The 17,280-nt window shown below is 37.5% G+C and carries 19 protein-coding genes and 1 riboswitch; of the genes, 3 read left to right on the top strand and 16 right to left on the bottom strand.

What is annotated here, in order from left to right; all coding sequences use genetic code 11:
- Nucleotides 1–687: 687 nt before the first annotated feature.
- From mntR to ACM26V_RS00615, 3 genes are all read right to left on the bottom strand, one after another.
- Nucleotides 688–1,116, bottom strand: coding sequence for a transcriptional regulator MntR (gene mntR, locus ACM26V_RS00625; RefSeq protein ID WP_416149537.1), 429 nt, complete (start codon nt 1,114–1,116; stop codon nt 688–690).
- 158 nt (nt 1,117–1,274) lie between these two features.
- Nucleotides 1,275–3,830, bottom strand: a complete 2,556-nt coding sequence (locus tag ACM26V_RS00620; protein WP_416151752.1) for a vitamin B12-dependent ribonucleotide reductase — start codon at nt 3,828–3,830, stop codon at nt 1,275–1,277.
- Nucleotides 3,831–4,343: 513 nt separating this feature from the next.
- Nucleotides 4,344–5,123 (bottom strand): biotin/lipoate A/B protein ligase family protein, encoded by a 780-nt coding sequence (locus tag ACM26V_RS00615; protein ID WP_416151751.1) that lies wholly within the window; start codon nt 5,121–5,123, stop codon nt 4,344–4,346.
- A gap of 241 nt (nt 5,124–5,364) precedes the next feature.
- On the opposite strand from ACM26V_RS00615, the gene ACM26V_RS00610 reads away from it, so the two are divergent.
- Nucleotides 5,365–5,739 (top strand): rhodanese-like domain-containing protein, encoded by a 375-nt coding sequence (locus tag ACM26V_RS00610; RefSeq protein WP_416149536.1) that lies wholly within the window; start codon nt 5,365–5,367, stop codon nt 5,737–5,739.
- A gap of 198 nt (nt 5,740–5,937) precedes the next feature.
- Here the strand turns inward: ACM26V_RS00610 and gcvPB are convergent, their stop codons facing one another.
- Genes gcvPB through gcvT form a run of 3 tightly spaced genes read right to left on the bottom strand, consistent with a single transcriptional unit; the run spans nt 5,938 to nt 9,859 of the window.
- Entirely contained in the window at nt 5,938–7,404 is a 1,467-nt protein-coding gene (gene gcvPB, locus ACM26V_RS00605; RefSeq protein ID WP_416149535.1) for an aminomethyl-transferring glycine dehydrogenase subunit GcvPB, read from the bottom strand.
- The gene (gcvPA, locus tag ACM26V_RS00600) at nt 7,401–8,747 is read right to left on the bottom strand and encodes an aminomethyl-transferring glycine dehydrogenase subunit GcvPA (RefSeq protein ID WP_416151750.1); all 1,347 of its coding nucleotides are present in this window, start codon (nt 8,745–8,747) and stop codon (nt 7,401–7,403) included. The genes gcvPB and gcvPA overlap by 4 nt, the downstream gene beginning before the upstream one ends.
- Before the next feature lie 14 nt (nt 8,748–8,761).
- On the bottom strand, nt 8,762–9,859 hold the full coding sequence (gcvT, locus tag ACM26V_RS00595) for a glycine cleavage system aminomethyltransferase GcvT (RefSeq protein WP_416149534.1): 1,098 nt from the start codon (nt 9,857–9,859) through the stop codon (nt 8,762–8,764).
- A gap of 260 nt (nt 9,860–10,119) precedes the next feature.
- A riboswitch (glycine riboswitch) is annotated at nt 10,120–10,227 on the bottom strand.
- A gap of 174 nt (nt 10,228–10,401) precedes the next feature.
- Here gcvT and ACM26V_RS00590 point away from each other — a divergent pair.
- Nucleotides 10,402–12,078, top strand: coding sequence for a DEAD/DEAH box helicase (locus ACM26V_RS00590; protein WP_416149533.1), 1,677 nt, complete (start codon nt 10,402–10,404; stop codon nt 12,076–12,078).
- Nucleotides 12,065–12,868 (top strand): YqhG family protein, encoded by an 804-nt coding sequence (locus ACM26V_RS00585; protein WP_416149532.1) that lies wholly within the window; start codon nt 12,065–12,067, stop codon nt 12,866–12,868. Before ACM26V_RS00590 ends, ACM26V_RS00585 begins: the two co-directional genes overlap by 14 nt.
- 22 nt (nt 12,869–12,890) lie before the next feature.
- On the opposite strand, the gene ACM26V_RS00580 is transcribed toward ACM26V_RS00585, so the two are convergent.
- The 10 genes from ACM26V_RS00580 to ACM26V_RS00535 all read right to left on the bottom strand — a co-directional run bounded on the left by ACM26V_RS00580 (nt 12,891) and on the right by ACM26V_RS00535 (nt 17,159).
- Nucleotides 12,891–13,076, bottom strand: coding sequence for a YqzE family protein (locus tag ACM26V_RS00580; protein ID WP_416149531.1), 186 nt, complete (start codon nt 13,074–13,076; stop codon nt 12,891–12,893).
- Nucleotides 13,077–13,137: 61 nt separating this feature from the next.
- Nucleotides 13,138–13,644, bottom strand: a complete 507-nt coding sequence (locus tag ACM26V_RS00575; protein ID WP_416149530.1) for a shikimate kinase — start codon at nt 13,642–13,644, stop codon at nt 13,138–13,140.
- Nucleotides 13,635–14,021 (bottom strand): competence type IV pilus minor pilin ComGG, encoded by a 387-nt coding sequence (comGG, locus tag ACM26V_RS00570; protein ID WP_416149529.1) that lies wholly within the window; start codon nt 14,019–14,021, stop codon nt 13,635–13,637. Before comGG ends, ACM26V_RS00575 begins: the two co-directional genes overlap by 10 nt.
- A complete protein-coding gene (gene comGF / locus ACM26V_RS00565; RefSeq protein ID WP_416149528.1) occupies nt 14,018–14,515 on the bottom strand; it encodes a competence type IV pilus minor pilin ComGF in 498 nt (165 codons plus the stop codon). Before comGF ends, comGG begins: the two co-directional genes overlap by 4 nt.
- The gene (locus tag ACM26V_RS00560; RefSeq protein ID WP_416149527.1) at nt 14,478–14,765 is read right to left on the bottom strand and encodes a hypothetical protein; all 288 of its coding nucleotides are present in this window, start codon (nt 14,763–14,765) and stop codon (nt 14,478–14,480) included. The genes comGF and ACM26V_RS00560 overlap by 38 nt, the downstream gene beginning before the upstream one ends.
- A 37-nt stretch (nt 14,766–14,802) precedes the next feature.
- Nucleotides 14,803–15,255: a competence type IV pilus minor pilin ComGD gene (comGD, locus tag ACM26V_RS00555; protein ID WP_416149526.1), complete on the bottom strand. Its 453-nt coding sequence runs from the start codon at nt 15,253–15,255 to the stop codon at nt 14,803–14,805.
- A gap of 2 nt (nt 15,256–15,257) precedes the next feature.
- Complete coding sequence (gene comGC / locus ACM26V_RS00550; protein ID WP_416149525.1) at nt 15,258–15,521, bottom strand: competence type IV pilus major pilin ComGC; 264 nt, start codon at nt 15,519–15,521, stop codon at nt 15,258–15,260.
- A gap of 165 nt (nt 15,522–15,686) precedes the next feature.
- Nucleotides 15,687–16,133 carry a hypothetical protein gene (locus tag ACM26V_RS00545; protein WP_416149524.1) on the bottom strand — a complete coding sequence of 149 codons (447 nt, stop codon included), beginning with the start codon at nt 16,131–16,133 and terminating at the stop codon, nt 15,687–15,689.
- Nucleotides 16,133–16,342 carry a hypothetical protein gene (locus tag ACM26V_RS00540; protein ID WP_416149523.1) on the bottom strand — a complete coding sequence of 70 codons (210 nt, stop codon included), beginning with the start codon at nt 16,340–16,342 and terminating at the stop codon, nt 16,133–16,135. The genes ACM26V_RS00545 and ACM26V_RS00540 overlap by 1 nt, the downstream gene beginning before the upstream one ends.
- Nucleotides 16,308–17,159, bottom strand: coding sequence for a ParM/StbA family protein (locus ACM26V_RS00535; protein WP_416149522.1), 852 nt, complete (start codon nt 17,157–17,159; stop codon nt 16,308–16,310). Before ACM26V_RS00535 ends, ACM26V_RS00540 begins: the two co-directional genes overlap by 35 nt.
- Nucleotides 17,160–17,280: the final 121 nt, after the last annotated feature.

The following is a 17,280-nucleotide window of genomic DNA, read 5'->3' as shown; positions in this document are numbered from 1 at the left end:
AACTCCCAATTAAAGCAATTATTTATAATAATTATAAAATATGGAAAATTAATCCCTGTAAAACATACTATATCTTACTAGAATATAATTTTCAATAGTTTTTAAGTTCCAAGACCCTATCGAACGGGTAGGATACGTAACGCTCACTACTAAATATAAACGTAGATTCATATAATATGATCCTTTTTTCATCTCCTAAACCTCTCATATCATCACTCTTCATCATCTTCCATATACGGTTTATGGTATGTTTCTTGCCTAGCAGCTTCTTCTATCGTCGGATACTCGCCTAAATAATATTGTTTCCCCTTAATCTTTAAAGAGGCTCGGTATTTTCCGTTCTTTTTGTTGAGCGTTACACCTTTGAAGTTACAGAATAATTTGTGTCTTGCGGTTGTCTTCTCAAGATTTTATTTGCCTTTTGATATAATGCTACACGGTGACTTGTGAGCTGGCTTTCTAGTTCGGATTCACTTAGGACTCAAGTTGCTTCCTCTTGTTACCCTTCTTTCCTTATTCCTGCTCTCATAGGGCTCAAGCCGCTTCCTCTTCTACCCCACTCTCCCTTATTCCTCCTTGCTTACGGCACAATCCTCTCCCTAGATAGAATATTTTCGTTTCTTTCAACCGAACAACTCAACATCAAAAAACGGATAGACTGGATGCAAACATCCAACCTATCCGTTTCTATTTATTTAACTCATCATTTTTTTTCTGAACTTGTCTTAATTCTTTGATGCGATCTGCATTCTCTTCAAAATACTCGACAAGATCACCGATCCGATCTATCGCATCCCAACTAAGGTGATGTTCTATTCCTTCAACATCATGATAAATGCCATCTTCATTTACACCGATGATCCTCATGAATCCTTCTAAGAGATCGTGCCGATATACTAATCTTTTGCCTATTTTTTTACCTTTGGCTGTTAAAATTAGCCCTCGGTATTTTTCATAAACTAAATATTCTTGTGTATCTAATTTTTGAACCATTTTTGTAACTGAAGAAGGATGAACCTCAAGGGCACCAGCAATATCGGAAACCCTAGCATACCCCTTTTCTTCAATCAATATATATATGCGTTCTAAATAGTCTTCCATACTTGGTGTCGGCATGACCGTCCCCTCCAAAATTCGTTTCAATGAGTTACTACGTTGGTATTTCTTAATGTAGTTAAAATTATACTACAAAACTTAAGGTCGCACTACCAATTGAGGGAAAATGGACTAAAAACCTTAAGCTGCAATAGCTTAAGGTTTTCTAATTCAAACGATTATAAACCACATTTTAATTGTGCATTACAATTCGTACATGTATTACAACCACCAAGGTCTTCTACAGTCCCTTTTCGGCAAACAGGACATGTATCCCCGATTTCACTTCCATAAGTCATTGAAGTGGACCGTAGATCAGCAATTGTGTCGACGAGAACGACTTGATTCTTTTGTTCACCTTTCTCTTCGCCACCAGTGAGGTCAACAGCATAATCGTCGTTATCTTCCGCCTTCAATGTTAATACTTGTGCATCCCGACTTCCATCTACATAGACAGTTCCACCTTTAGCTCCACCGCGATATAGACGTTCATAGACACTTTTGACCTGATCAACAGTGTAACCTTTTGGAGCATTTACTGTCTTACTAAGGGAACTATCTACCCATCTCTGAATGACACATTGTACGTCAGCATGAGCTTCTGGTGTTAATTCCATGCTCGAAATAAACCATGCTGGTAAATTGTTTTCATCCACTTCAGGGTGACGTTCTAAATATTGTTGTAGTATTTCGGCTTTCACTTCAATAAATTTCCCTAATCGGCCGCTTCGGAAATAAGAGAATGAGAAATACGGCTCTAACCCTGTTGACACCCCAACCATTGTCCCTGTTGAACCTGTTGGCGCAACAGTTAGCAAGTGTGAGTTTCTAATACCATGCTCTTTGATTCCCGTCAAAATATCTTCAGGCATTTTCTTCATATAACCAGTTTCCGTGAATTTTTGCCGTAAATAAGAAGTTTCACCATCATTGGCTCCCTCGAGAAATGGAAAACTTCCTTTCTCTCTGGCCAAATCAACGCTTGTCCGATAAGCAGTCGTAGCAATTGTCTCGAAAACTTTATCGACTAAGTCTTCACCTTCTTCAGAACCATAAACAGTTTCTGTATATATCAGTAGATCATGAAGTCCCATCACACCCAAGCCGACACGGCGCTCTCCTTTTGCTTGCTTTGTATTATCGTCTAAGAAATAAGGCGTTGCATCGATAACATTATCCTGCATACGCACGCCGGTAGCCACCGTCTGTTCTAGCTTTTTGAAATCAACCACTTTGTTGTCTTTATCAGCCATTTCCGCTAAATTTACGGCAGCTAAATTACACACACTATATGGAGCAAGTGGTTGCTCTCCACAAGGGTTTGTAGCTACTACTTTTTGTCCATAAGCAGATGCGTTTGTCATTTCGTTTGCATTATCAATAAAGAAAATTCCTGGCTCAGCAGAATACGTAGCGCAAATATTAATTAAATTCCAAAGCTCTTGAGCCTTGATTGTGCGGTACGTTCGTACACCAAAACCTAAAGCTTCCCAATCGCGCACATCACCGTACTCTTGCCATTCACGGTTGTATGCTTCCATTTCTTCCTTCGTGTAATTCTCTACGTCTGGAAAACGAAGCTGGTAATCTGCATCATTCTCGACAGCCTCCATAAATTCTTTCGTAATACAGACAGAAATATTTGCACCAGTTAAAAATTCAGGGTTATTAACAGAATATGTCCCTCCTGTTCGGAGCTTTTCCTCTGCTTGTGCAATAATCTTTGAATTGAATCCACCTTGGCCTTCAATATTTTTATAGTTTACGATGCTTTGATACATCGCTTCTTCTACTTCTGATAAAGGAGTAAATTTTAATTTTTCTTTTATTAACCGCTTGATTTGTTTATCTTCTGTCTTTTCAGAAAGGTACCTTAATATACGTGGATTTTGCATTTTTGAAACAATAAATTCTAATATATCCGGGTGCCAATCGGCTAACATGATCATTTGTGCCCCACGTCTTGAACCACCTTGTTCAACGAGGTGCGTTAATTTAGCAATATCGTCAAGCCAGGAAACTGAACCTGATGATTTCCCATTCACGCCTCTTGCTAAAGTATTTCTAGGTCTAAGCGTGGACCCGTTCGTACCTACTCCGCCTCCGCGACTCATTATTTCCATGACTTGTTTACGATGTTCAGAGATTCCTTCTCTTGAATCATCAATATATGGCATGACATAACAATTAAAGTATGTAACATCCGTTTTTGCGCCTGCTCCATAAAGAACTCTTCCAGCAGGAACGAAATTCATATTAACTAATTCATAATAAAATTTCTCGAACGATTCTTCTCGTTTTTCAATGTCTGTTTCTACTTCAGCGAGACCGCGAGCATTTCGTTTAGCTATTTGTTCATAATATACTTCAAGTGGTTTATCTATCGAATCCAACGTTCTCTCAACAATTCCAGTTTCTTTCTCTTCTGGGTCATCCAAAACTCCGAGAAATTCTTCTTCTACAGCAATTTTTGCACGTCCCTCTTTCCAATTAAGTTCCGCTACAAATCCATAACCTCTAGCGGGAAATGTTGGATCTGGTTTTACCGTAAGAACAACAAAATCTCCTACTTTCAACGTTTTTTTCTCCGTGTCTTTAAAAGTGTACCGATCTAACATAACTAGACGGGAAACACCACTTTGTTTAAGTTTCATGTCGGGGGTAATGGGAAATACTTGAGGAAATTGATTAATATCAGCATTAAGTTGCTCAACATCAATCCCCTTTTTTGACATATAGGTTGTCACAGGCTTCCGCTCCTTTTTTTCATTTCTTAGAAAGAACGATATTTTCGTCACAATCTGCTCAAAGAACGAAGCTTTACAATGTGCTGCAAAGCTTCGTTCTGTATCTTCTGTAAATATATCATAGCACTTCCTATTAATCAATATATAGTGTTGCAATTAACTTCTAAAGTACTATATATAGATTTTTGGTCAAAACAATGTATTTTGTCAACTTTCTAAAATGCTGAAAATTAAAGAAATCAAGAGTAAGTGGCATATATTTCTCTAATAAAAGAAGATAATAACTTAATTTGTCACTTGCAGTACAAAAAAGAATAAAACTGTTGCTGCTATAAGGTTTTTACTATTTAAATAATTATCGACAAAAATCGCCAACTATTCTTAATGGATCTTTTATAAGGATATGACATCACTTATTGTTATAATTGCCAAGGAATTAGCATATCACAACTTCTAGTTTTGCAATATAAAATAGGTACTAAATATTTATTTAATTATAATCTACCATTTGTAATTCCAAGTATCTTGACTATATTTCTTTTCCATTAACTGATAAACTTCCCTCTCTTGTTCGTCTGTGAGGGTATAATCCTGTAAATGAATGTCTAACCCCAATTCAAACCCTTTCCTAAATGCCTCTTTGACTTTTTCTATCGGTACCGGTTCTGCTAACAGGTCATTAATCGCGACCGCTTTTTTACCAAAACCTTGCTGCAATCTTCTTCTAATTTTTTCATTTGGGAAAATAAAAAGATTAAATAGTTTTTCCTCGTCAATTGATAGAATAATTGATCCATGTTGTAAAATAACGCCTTTTTGCCTTGTCTGAGCACTACCAGCTACTTTTCTTCCCTCAACAACCATCTCATACCATGATGGTGCATCGAAGCAGACCGATGATCTAGGATTCTTCAACTTTTCTTTCTCTTCTATTGTTCTTGGGATCGAGAATTCCGCCTGTAAATTTAATTGACGAAACCCTTCTAATAGCCCTTCTGAAATCACACGATACGCTTCTGTAACTGTATCTGGCATAGCCGGATGATCTTCAGAAACGATAACACTATATGTAAGTTCATCATCATGTAAGACTCCACGTCCTCCTGTAGGTCGTCTGACAAAGCCAAGTTGGTACTCTTTTAATGCTTCAAGATCTATTTCTTTTTCTACATGTTGGAAGTACCCTACAGATAGTGTAGCTGGATCCCAACCATAAAATCGAATTAATGGAGGAATATCTTTGTTACGGTGCCATTGCATTAATTTTTCATCTAAAGCCATGTTATAGGCTGGAGAATTATTTTTCGAGTCAATAAAATACCATGTTTCCAATTACGTTTCCCCCTTGCAATATCATTTCACTCGTCTATCATAACGAAATCATTATAGAAATACAAAACGATTGGTTTCAAACGTTGCCAATTTAAGTTTTAACGTTTATTATTTATAGAAGATAGACAAGATTTGGTCTTAAGCCAAATTGCATCTGATAAAATTGTAGAGAAATAAAAGGAGTGGCCTTATGAACTTTTGGATTTTACTTACTTTAACTGTTGTACTTATCGTAATTCTTGCTTTACGTATGAAAAAACCGAAATACTTAAAAACATTAGAACAAGAAGAATTCAAGAAAAATTACCGAAAAGCACAATTAATTGATGTGAGAGAAGAAAAAGAATTTAAAACTGGATCGATTTTAGGAGCAAGAAATATTCCTTTATCACAATTAAAACAACGCAGTTCAGAAATTCGTCCTGATCTACCTATTTACCTTTTTTGCCAAAATGGATCACGAACGGTTCAGGCTGCTCGTATCTTGCGCAAAAAAAGAGGTGCTGAGGATTTAAATCACCTCAAAGGCGGCTTTCGAAAATGGACAGGAAAAATTAAGAAATAAACCTCATTTTGGGGAAAATTGGATTTTCACCAATTCCTTCATGGCGAAAGCCTTATACTTTAATCCTTTATCGAAGTACAATCAGAAATAAACGTCCCATGACTCTTTATCGAGTTACTGGGACGTTTTTGCTAATCTCTGTCACGAGTATCTTTCAGGTTATCCACTTGAAAACTATACTTAGGTAATACAACCTTACTACTCAACTTCCTTCTCGTAACGTAATATTGGCTTTCGTGCTGCTGTTGTCTCGTCTAGACGATCAATCACGGTATTATGTGGAGCCTCTTGCACAACTTCAGGCGTTTCTTCTGCTTCTATTGCTATTTGAATCATCGCATCACAAAACTCATCCAACGTTTCTTTTGACTCGGTCTCTGTAGGTTCGACCATCAAACACTCTTCTACATTAATTGGAAAATATATTGTTGGAGGGTGATACCCAAAATCCAATAGTCTTTTCGCCATATCTAACGTCCTTACTCCCAGCTTTTTCTGGCGTTTTCCAGACAGGACAAATTCGTGTTTACAATGCTTCGTATAAGGAGTATCGAAATATGGTTGCAATCTCCGGAGCATATAATTGGCATTTAACACGGCGTATTCTGACACTTTTCTTAAGCCCTCTGGCCCCATCGTTCTAATGTAAGTATACGCTCGAACATTGATGCCGAAATTTCCATAATAAGGTTTCACTCGTCCAATCGTTTCAGGTAAATCATATTCCAAGCGGTACGTTGATTCCTCTTTTACGACTAATGGTACCGGCAAATAAGGCACTAAATCATGTTTCACACCTACTGGGCCAGAACCAGGTCCACCACCTCCATGAGGTGTCGTGAACGTTTTGTGAAGGTTTAAATGTACGACGTCAAAGCCCATATCGCCAGGTCTCGTAATACCTAATATCGCATTCGAATTGGCTCCATCGTAATACAGTTTCCCACCAGCATCATGGATGATTTCAGCCATTTCAACAATTTGTTCTTCAAACAAACCAAGTGTGTTAGGATTTGTCAGCATTAGTGCAGCAGTATCATCGCCAGCCAATTCACGAAGGTGATCTAAGTCGACCAAACCTTGTTCATTTGATTTCACAGTTACCGCATCAAATCCAGCTACGACCGCTGACGCGGGGTTCGTTCCATGGGCAGAGTCCGGTACAATTACCTTCGTCCGCTGATGATCACCATTTGCTTCATGATAAGCGCTAATGAGCATAAGACCCGTCCACTCCCCATGTGCTCCCGCTGCAGGCTGAAGAGTAACTTGATCCATTCCTGTAATCTCCTCTAAAGACCTTTGAAGTTTATACATGAGTTCAAGAGCACCTTGAATTGTTGACTCATCTTGATATGGATGCAAATGTGCAAAACCCGGAAACCTTGCCACATCTTCATTAATCTTTGGATTGTATTTCATTGTACACGAACCTAGTGGATAAAATCCTGAATCCACACCATGGTTTCGGTTAGAAAGCGCCGTGTAATGACGAACGATTTGTAGCTCTGAAACTTCCGGAAGTTCCGGACTTTTTTTTCTGGTAAATTTACTTGGAATCAATTCTTCCATATTCATTTCTTCTATATCCATTTCTGGTAAGCTATGACCAATTCGACCTTCTTTGCTTAATTCAAAAATTAACGGTTGGTTTTTCTCACTCATTGAACTTCCCCCAATACTGAAGCAAATTGATCGATTTCTTCTTTTGTACGTAGTTCTGTTACTGCAACAAGCATAAGATTCTTTTTATCATCATAAAACCTTGAAAGATCTAGCCCACCAATAATGTTGTTATTTAGTAACTGTTGATTTATTTCATCAACAGGTTTCGGTAAACGAATCACAAATTCATTAAACGATGGTTGATCGAATAAGACTTCCACTCCATTTTTTTTCAATTGTTGCTTCGCATAATGAGCTTTTTGAACATTTTGACTTGCCATCTCATGTAATCCTTGCTTTCCAATTGCACTCATCGCAATTGACGCACCTAACGCATTTAAGGCTTGGTTCGAACAAATATTACTGGTCGCTTTCGCGCGTCGAATGTGCTGCTCTCTCGCTTGAAGAGTGAGAACAAACCCTCGTTGTCCATGATCGTCTATCGTTTGTCCTACGAGCCTTCCTGGCACTTTGCGCATCAATTTCTTTGTCACTGCGAAATACCCACAATGAGGCCCACCAAGCTGAGTAGGAATACCAAAAGGTTGCGCATCACCAACAACTACATCTGCACCATATTCCCCTGGTGGTTGCAACACGCCAAGACTTAACGGATTAGAAGATACGACAAACAGTGACTTTCCTTGATGAGCAATTTTCTCAATCGCTTCTAAGTCCTCGATCTGTCCAAAGAAATTTGGGTATTGAACGATGACACAAGACGTATCATCAGTATATTCGGATTGCAAATGAACTAAATCGGTGAGACCATTTTTATCATTAATTTCAATAACAGTAAGGTTCTGACCTTTCGCATTCGTCTTCAATACTTGACGAGCTTCAGGGTGTACTGTTTTTGAAACTAGAATCGTCTTCTTTTTCGTTTGTCCTGCACTCATCATTGCTGCTTCTGCAAGCGCTGTTGGTCCGTCATACATCGATGAGTTTGCCAATTCCATGCCTGTGAGCTCAGCAATCATCGTTTGAAATTCAAAGATACCTTGAAGTTCCCCTTGGGAAATTTCTGGCTGATAAGGCGTATACGCTGTATAAAATTCAGAGCGAAGTAACATATGATTCACCACTGAAGGAATATAATGCTCATAAACCCCAGCACCTAAAAAGCTAGGATAATCTTTTATATTGTGGTTTCTATTTGCCAATCTTGTCATTTCTTTAATCAGCTTTGGTTCATCTAATGCTTTTTCAACATTTAAGTCACCATGAAAGCGAACTTCTTTAGGTATATCTTCAAACAACTCTTCCAAATGACTGACGCCAATTTTCTCAAGCATGTCTAGTTCGTCTTGTTCAGTCGTCGGTAAATAGCGAAACTTTCCCATCATTCTTCCCCCTGTTATTTTCTTTTATAAAAAGGCGTCTTAATAACCTCTGCCTTCAAGCGTTTTTTTCTAACTTGTATTTCTACTTGCGTTCCTAACTCTTTATATGACGAATCTACAAGAGCCAATCCGACATTTTTTTTAAGCGTAGGTGATTGGGTACCAGTTGTCACAAAACCAACCTTCTCATCATCTTTATAAACCTCATACCCTGGCCGTGGGATTCCTTTATCGATCATTTCTAGACCGACTAACCTTCTAGGTGAGCCATTTTCTTTTTGTTGCTTCAAAACTGATTTTCCGATAAAGTCTGCTTCTTTATCTGTTTTAACTACAAAGCCAATTCCCGCTTCAATTGGAGTAATTTCTTTCGTCAATTCTTGCCCATATAGTGCTAATTTCGCTTCAAAACGAAGCGTATCACGAGCGCCAAGGCCACACGGCTTCAATCCATCTTGTTCTCCTTCTACTAATAATCTTCTCCATAAATCTACAGCGTCCTCTGGTTTACAATATATTTCAAACCCATCTTCTCCTGTGTAGCCCGTTCTTGAAATTAAAACTGATTTCCCGGCAAAATCTATATCTTCTTTAAATTTAAAGAAGGTTATTTCCTGTAAATTGACCTTCGTCAACCGTTGTGCAATCTTCTCAGCTAATGGTCCTTGAATGGCCAATTGTGCATAGGAGTCTGACGCATTCACCACCTCTACACCTTCAGTTGCGTGGCGTTTCAACCACTTGTAATCTTTCTCTATATTCGATGCATTGACGACGAGTAAAACATCTTCATCCGAACGTTTATAAAGAACCAGATCATCTACTGTTCCACCATCCTCATAGCACATAGCAGTATATTGACAGCTACCTGGTTTAGGTTTAGAAACATCATTTGTCATAACCTTTTGTAAAAAAGCGAGTGTCCCGCTTCCTTTTACTTCAATTTCCCCCATATGAGAAACATCAAATAAACCTGCTTTTGTTCTAACAATATCGTGTTCTTCCATTATTCCGGAAAAACGAACAGGAAGATCCCACCCTCCAAAATCAATCGTTTTTCCATTGGATTCTTTATACACTGGAAATAACGGCGTTTTATTATTCTCTGACAAAACTTCCACCTCCGTTTAATTTGAACTTTCTAATCCTCAAAGAACATTTTTTAGGACTACGTCTCACAAACAACAAACATATGTAATACTTCCTCTTTTACAATTCACCGGTTCAGCCAAATACGCACTCTGTATGAAACTAAAAAAGACAGAGACATGCCTATGTGCTAGGCATGTCTCTGTCTTTTTTACCTGAGAGTTTCCCTTTAAATAGGTGTCCCCATGGGTGTTCTGCTAAGTGCAGATGCTTTCCAGAGCTGCGTCCAATAAGAGTCTTGTTTGCCTGAGAGATTCACGAAATTATCGTTTGCTCCTTCGGCGACGCCATTTTCGTATACAATATTGGCGTTCTCTCCCCTTACTGTCATTCGCAATCTATTAAATTCTATAATGAAAACCTTGATTTTTGCTCATACTACTTTGACAAACATTTTTCATTACTCTTATGGTACCACTTTTCTTTTTTTGAAAGCAATATTAAGTTTTCATTCTAATCACATTACTAATGTTTTTATCATCGATCTATAGGAAGGAAGATCAATTTGCAACCTAAAATACTGCTAGATGAACAGTGGGAAGAAGATTTCTTAGAAGTACTCCATCGACCAGCTTCATGCTCAACTTGGAAGCAATACAATATGGCTGTTGACATTGCCAAAGAAAATATCATTCCTGAATTCCATGGCCTTCAGGCACCAAAACATCTTCCAGACCTGACTTTCCATGATTACCAGTACGACGCAGCTAAGAAAACGATCGAAGAAATGAATGGGAAGGCTATCTTAGCTGATGAAGTTGGATTAGGGAAAACAATTGAAGCTGGTTTAATATTAAAAGAATATATGATTCGTGGTTTAGTAAAAAAAGTTTTAATCTTAGCCCCAGCCTCTCTCGTTACACAATGGTGTATGGAATTAAATAATAAATTTTATATACCTGCTATTGAACAACGCAAAAATCCGCAATGGGAAGCGGTCGATGTGATGGTGACTTCTTTAGACACCGCTAAACGAGACCGTCACTCGTCCACCATTAAGAAAATCAATTATGACATGGTCATTATCGATGAAGCTCACAAATTAAAAAATAAAAATACAAAAAATTATTTATTTATCAAAGAAGTAAAAAGAAAATTTTGCCTTCTACTAACAGCTACACCTGTTCAAAATAAATTATCTGAACTATTTCACCTCATTTCATTGCTAAAACCTGGTTACTTAGGCGATGAAGATAGTTTTTTACAAACATTTCAAAAAGGTGAACATCATGAAGAACTTCGTGAACTCACTAAGAAAGTAATGATTCGTAATCGCCGAGAAGAAACTAATTTAGATTGGCCAAAACGTTACGTTGAAACCGTCCCAGTTCATTTCAATAATCAACAAAAAGTCGTCTATGACAAAATCAGTTCTTTAAAAAACCAGATAAAACACCAGGCTTTACCAATGCACGCTGGTTTACTTGTACTCACTCTGCAACGTGAACTTTGTTCAAGTCGGGAAGCAGTGTTTATGACGTTAAAAAATACGATTGAAAAAGGTGGAGTGTCGCAGTCTATTATCGATAAAGAAATTACACCTTTAATTACGTCACTAAATGATCTTTCTAATCATCCAAAAGCAGAGAAGGTCATTGAATTAATTCAACAATGGGAAGAAAATGAGAAAGTGATCATTTTCACTGAATATCGCGCAACTCAACTATATTTACAGTGGTTTCTTGCTCAAAATGGGATTCGTTCTGTTCCTTTTCGAGGTGGTTTTAAGCGGAGTAAGAAGGATTGGATGAAACAACTTTTTCAAAACCAAGCTCAAGTTTTGATAGCAACGGAAGCAGGTGGTGAAGGGATTAATTTGCAATTTTGCCACCGTATTATCAACTACGATTTGCCTTGGAATCCGATGAGAATTGAACAAAGAATTGGCAGAATTCATCGACTTGGTCAACAACACGATGTGTATATTTATCATTTAGCTGTAGAAGACACGATTGAAGACCATATTATTGAACTGCTCTATAAAAAAATCGGGCTCTTCAAAGGTGTAATTGGAGAACTCGATGATATTTTAGAAAAATTTGCAGACCAAAGTGTCCAAGAACACCTATCATCTATTTTCTCTAAATCAGATTCCAAAGGAGAAATGAAAGTAAAAATTGATCACCTAACATCAATCATGTTAGCTAAAGAAGAGGAAGGTGAATCACATGCAACAAGCTGATATCCATGGTTTTTTAAAAGGCTTTTTTACAGAGCATGACTGTTCAGTAGCCAACTTGACAAATTCCTCCTTTGACGTTCAATTAACAAATGAAATGGACAAAGCATTAATGAATCGTCCCTTTTACTGGCATTATATAGAGAAAATGAATGGAACGCCTACACCAATGAAGTTGACGATTGAAACTGATTCAACTGCTTTCAAAAAATCAAAGGGCACGGAATTAATTCACTATGGATCTCCTCGTCTTCATCAACTTTTTTCCTTTGCAATGGCAAAAGGAAAGTATGGTCATTACTATGAAAACGTTAAACCAAAAACAACTACGAGTTCGTTAAAACCTTGGATCGCACTTAATGGAAAGATTGTTTATCAATGCCACAGAAAAAAAGAGCAGTACTTTTCTATTGGACTCAACCTAATTAATGGAGAAATGTTAAATGACTTTCATTCGCTTATCGCTGATTGGCAGATGAATGAAACAATATCAAACCTTTGCTTTCCACTCTCACCATTAATTAAACCTGCCACTGGCATCCAACGCATCCGAAATCAATTACTTATGGCAATAAACCAAGAAAATCATCAATGGGCGGAAGAAGCGAACCAAAAAATGGCGGACGACTTATTACTACTCGATCGTTTCTATGATGGGATTTCACCTAAACCTGACTCGTATGACGGTGAGAGAAAGGCAATCATTACACAATACGATCCAGTCATAAGTCTAAAGATCATCAATGGTGCACTGTTTTATTTGAATAGTCATCCAATGAAAAGAACAGTATAGTTAACAACAAAACGCCATGAGCTTAGTCATGGCGTCTGTTCTTCATAAAAAGTCTTATCGAAAAGGGAATCATTCCGAAAAGTCGATAGGAAATATCTGGTTTCAGTTTCTTTTTCTGCTCTCTGTTAGCTTTTCTGATTTCTTTTGGTTGATCAGCATAAGAAACGATTTGCTGTGTCATATACTTAAGGTAATCATTTGATTTCATATCTATCATCCTAACTAATTGTATTACTCATTAGCATAGACAAAATGCTTGTCTTTTATCCCTACGATGATAGAAGCTGATGAATCTCCAGAACAATTTTTTCGATACCTTTGCCCTCTGTTTCAATCCGATAATCAGCACCATCATAAAGAGGGATTCTTTTCTCGTATCGAGCAACAAGTGCTTCCCTTCCTTGACCTGAAAGCGGACGATTTATATCACCTTGAATTCTTTCATAAAGAACCTGAAATGGAGCGTGCAAATATACTGATACACCATTTTTATTCATCCACGATAACGTTCCGCTTGTTTCAACAATACCTCCACCAGTTGCTATTATAGAACGCTGGTCAGCCAATTCCATTAAAGTAGCTTTTTCTTTTTTTCGAAATCCATGTTCCCCTTGTTGCGCAAAAATTTCCGGAATTGACATACCTGACTTCTTGACAATTTCTTCATCCAAATCTAAAAAGTGATAATTTAGTTTGCTTGCAAGATCTAGGCCTACCGTTGATTTCCCAGACCCCATAAATCCAATTAAATAAACATTTTCCGTTTTCAATTCCATAAAAAACCTTCTCTCCACTGATTCAATGTTTTTGTATCTCTATTATATGTGAATGAAGCTTGTTTTGCATGGCTATGATCTGTTTTTCCTATCATCGAAATCAAAAATATATTTTCTTCTGTACGAACTTCATATATAATCACGCCTTCAGGATAACTTAATTTCCCGCTAAATCCGATTTCTGTTGTAGCATCATCAACCATATGAATAATTTCTATTTTTCCATTTAACAACAATTGATCTAATCGTAGTTGCTCTTTTTCTAACCCAAGAAATTGTTTTTCTTGCTGATAAAGGGCAGCTATATGAATCGTGAACATCGATATAAACATTATCATAATTAGCACAAGTAACAAAATGACACCTTTCTCATTCAACGTTCCCCCTCCTCAAGTCTAATAATATTTTCGTGAAAGGAACCAGGATGAACGATCGATTTTTGCAATACTCCATTATCTGTAATCACGTTAATGTCAATCCCATACTCGCGTTCAATAACTTTAAAATTACTAACATTCTGCATGAACACATCATGTCCGAGACCTCTAACTTGCCGTCTTATTTTATCTTGATATTGTTCAAAATGAACAACGTAACCATCTTCTGGTCGCTCAAAAAAGATTTTATTATTACGTTCACTTATCCAATACATGTCACTTTTTTTGAATTCCATCTGAAATTGATTTGTAAATAAAACATATTCTTCATATGAGAACTCATTTACGTTAGGAGAAGAATTTATGAAATTGAGGAAAATTGAAGGGAATAGTGACACAATCATTAACAGGGTAAACAAACCAATCATTGTCTCAAGAAGAGAAACACCACCTTGATTATGGATCATAACTCGACAAACACCATGTTTGCTCACGCCCATTTCTCCCTTCCCATAACAAACAGTATTGAACCTGATAGGCATTTAATTGACTTATTTGTAAATCATACGTTGGAGACTTTCCTTGAACCTCAACTGGAAGAGAGACACTGAAATCTTGATATTGATTTAACAGAACACTTTGCAATATAGATATCGCTTCTCTTTCTTCTCTAATCGACACACGTTCATACTGCAACTGTAAGAGGACAGGAAACAAGCTTATAATGATGATTGTTAATAACAACAGCGCTATTATCGCTTCATAAAAAACAAACCCTCTATTACACTTCAGTAAAATAAAATCGCCCCCTTAACAAATGAAAGACTAGGTGTACTTTCTCCCCGCCAAGATTAATTTCGATTCTACCTGCCTTTAGTATTCCACCATTTGCCGTGAACCTTAATTCATTCAATTCGAGAGAGCGAGGAATAAATTTCAAGCCAACGGGACCCTGCTTTTCATGAATCAATCTCGCCCCATCTAAAACATAATAATTTGGACTGTTTGAATAAAAAACAAAACGTACAGATCTTCCATTAGTCATTGCAACCATTTGATAATAATATAAATCTTGCTCCAATTCTTTTAAGAAATATGACATTTCCAAACTATTTTTTTGTTGTTGAAACGATGGGACAATCACTAAAAGGATTACAGACAAAATGAATAATACGACAAGCATTTCCACTAATGAAAACCCTTTTTCCAATTTAACAAATTTGATATTTTTCATAGCTAATCAACCTTTTTCACTTTATCCCCTTCTAGTATAAGCTCGGAGCCATCTGGACACTTAGTCGACTGTACATATCCATCACTAACTAACTTAGAAAGTGAACTAGGTAACTCGTTTTGCTCGACTTGATAAGCTATCACTTGTGTCTTAATAAGTTCAATTGTTGCTTCACACCCTTTGTTACTAGCCAATTCTTGATTTTTTGTTAAATTCGGTACAACAATAAGCAATAAAATTGAAATGATTACAAGAACAATCATCATTTCAATGAACGGGGGTTAAAACATATGTATTGCAAATTTATTTAATTTTAAGTGAGTACAGCCAACAAAAATATAAACGCTACAAAAATGATTATATCCTTCCCTTCACTCGTCAAAATGTTTTTTCTTTCATATATATGAGGCTTATCTTTTCTTGGTAAAAACTCAACCGATGTTAATTTTGATGCCTCTGTTTTTTTCGGAGGTTCCTGGTTTAAGGATTTTGTGCTGATGAATTGTCCGTTCGGTCCTCTTAGCGCTTTCGTTTTTTCCCCTGACGTCTGCTGCTGATCGCTTAACTTGGTGACTAGATTTTTGATCAGTTCTTGTTCCTCTTTGGTGAGGTTCATTCTTGACGTCACCTTCCCTCTCTTTGTTATTCCAAGTGCTATTCCGCCATGGACCGCCGTCAGTTATCCCTTTCCAGATGGGGGAGGGGAGGCTGACGTCAACCTGTTTCCTACTGTTGATTTGCTGTTTAAATACATCCGAAAAAGGTGCTGCATAAATCGCTAAACGAATAATTTGGTTACGGTCTAATCCAGTGACGTCTTTGACTTGATCAATCCAATCCCGAAAACAATCATCCATTCTCACTGTTGGTCGGTACATCAAATCAACCCTCCAAAATCATTTTCTTCTTCCTCCTGCTTTTCCACACTTGGAGCTTCCACCTGAGAATCATTCTTCACCCTGTCCTGAGCGATCAAGCGCTTGACGTAAGCGGAAAAATTGGTCCTCTTTTCTGCATGTAGTAAATCCGCTTCTTGATCAGGATCTTCAAGATTAAACGCTACGCTTTTGTTTTTTATTGATGTCATATAGTCCCCTTCCTATGGCGTAGAATCCAGCAGCATTCGCGAATATTGGTTCGACTTCATTAATGGTTCCGTTCTCTTTTACAGTGGATTTCATAACTTCGACATTTGGATAATAAGCCCTCATAGGCTCAACTAATGACTTGGCTACCCCTCCAATCAAAAGGACCGCATCTTCTTTTTTCCATCGTTTTGAGGTGTTCGAATAGATACCTCTTGCTAGGTCATTGAGATCATTTGTCTGAATGGTTTCCATGCCGAAAGGAAGAGTAAATGAATCTTTGTTGAGGTACTTCTTGTTAATGAGAGAAGCACAATTAATCGTAGCGCTCCCTACATCGATGATCCTTACAGTTCCACTTACTGGCGCACTCCAAAACGAAGCCCCGCCCTCTGCAGCAATTTCGCAGTCTGTTATCGTAAATGTTCTTGTGAAATCATTGACTGTGATAGTGTGCTTGCCGATGATCATGTCCTTAATTGCCTTTTTTTCCGCAGGTGTGTGCATGCTGATTGGCTGACCTACGACGACTTGATAGCTAGTAGAGTTACCGCAATGGAATAAACCTAACAACAGTCTTATCAATGCATCTTGATGACTTTTGGATTCACCCATGATCGATCCTCCGAAATCAGACTCAAGCGCTAATGTTCCGGCAAAGCCTTTTCTTCCCTTGTGTTCGAATGACATGTCGTAATCTCCATGCTTACTTTCCAGATTTCTTTCAGAGTACTCGCCAATTTGCGAAGGGAATTTGATCAACCCTATCGGACAGACAATCTTTGTCTCGTTGTTGCCCCAATCAAAACCTACAATCATAAAAACACCTCCAAAAGTATTAAGTGCTTAATAACCTGACCGCTTTGAATAGCGATTTATATTATGTGGTTATTAACCTCTTGTCTGATTTATACGTTCGAAGGCTTGTCAAGTTGCATAA

It is taken from the genome of Salipaludibacillus sp. HK11, assembly GCF_047795645.1.
GTDB lineage: Bacteria > Bacillota > Bacilli > Bacillales > Salisediminibacteriaceae > Salipaludibacillus.
The sequence above is the reverse complement of the archived record's forward strand: the minus strand, read 5'-3'. Positions and strand labels throughout refer to the sequence as shown.

Coding starts and splice junctions, on each gene's coding strand:
- ACM26V_RS00620 (WP_416151752.1), bottom strand. CDS start 3,830: ATGTCAAAAAAGGGGATTGATGTTGAGCAACTTAATGCTGATATTAAT.
- gcvPA (WP_416151750.1), bottom strand. CDS start 8,747: ATGGGAAAGTTTCGCTATTTACCGACGACTGAACAAGACGAACTAGAC.
- comGD (WP_416149526.1), bottom strand. CDS start 15,255: ATGAAAAATATCAAATTTGTTAAATTGGAAAAAGGGTTTTCATTAGTG.
- ACM26V_RS00585 (WP_416149532.1), top strand. CDS start 12,065: ATGCAACAAGCTGATATCCATGGTTTTTTAAAAGGCTTTTTTACAGAG.
- ACM26V_RS00545 (WP_416149524.1), bottom strand. CDS start 16,133: ATGTACCGACCAACAGTGAGAATGGATGATTGTTTTCGGGATTGGATT.
- ACM26V_RS00610 (WP_416149536.1), top strand. CDS start 5,365: ATGAACTTTTGGATTTTACTTACTTTAACTGTTGTACTTATCGTAATT.
- ACM26V_RS00580 (WP_416149531.1), bottom strand. CDS start 13,076: ATGAAATCAAATGATTACCTTAAGTATATGACACAGCAAATCGTTTCT.
- comGC (WP_416149525.1), bottom strand. CDS start 15,521: ATGATGATTGTTCTTGTAATCATTTCAATTTTATTGCTTATTGTTGTA.
- mntR (WP_416149537.1), bottom strand. CDS start 1,116: ATGCCGACACCAAGTATGGAAGACTATTTAGAACGCATATATATATTG.
- ACM26V_RS00575 (WP_416149530.1), bottom strand. CDS start 13,644: ATGGAATTGAAAACGGAAAATGTTTATTTAATTGGATTTATGGGGTCT.
- gcvPB (WP_416149535.1), bottom strand. CDS start 7,404: ATGAGTGAGAAAAACCAACCGTTAATTTTTGAATTAAGCAAAGAAGGT.
- ACM26V_RS00540 (WP_416149523.1), bottom strand. CDS start 16,342: ATGACATCAATAAAAAACAAAAGCGTAGCGTTTAATCTTGAAGATCCT.
- ACM26V_RS00615 (WP_416151751.1), bottom strand. CDS start 5,123: ATGGCTTTAGATGAAAAATTAATGCAATGGCACCGTAACAAAGATATT.
- ACM26V_RS00535 (WP_416149522.1), bottom strand. CDS start 17,159: ATGATTGTAGGTTTTGATTGGGGCAACAACGAGACAAAGATTGTCTGT.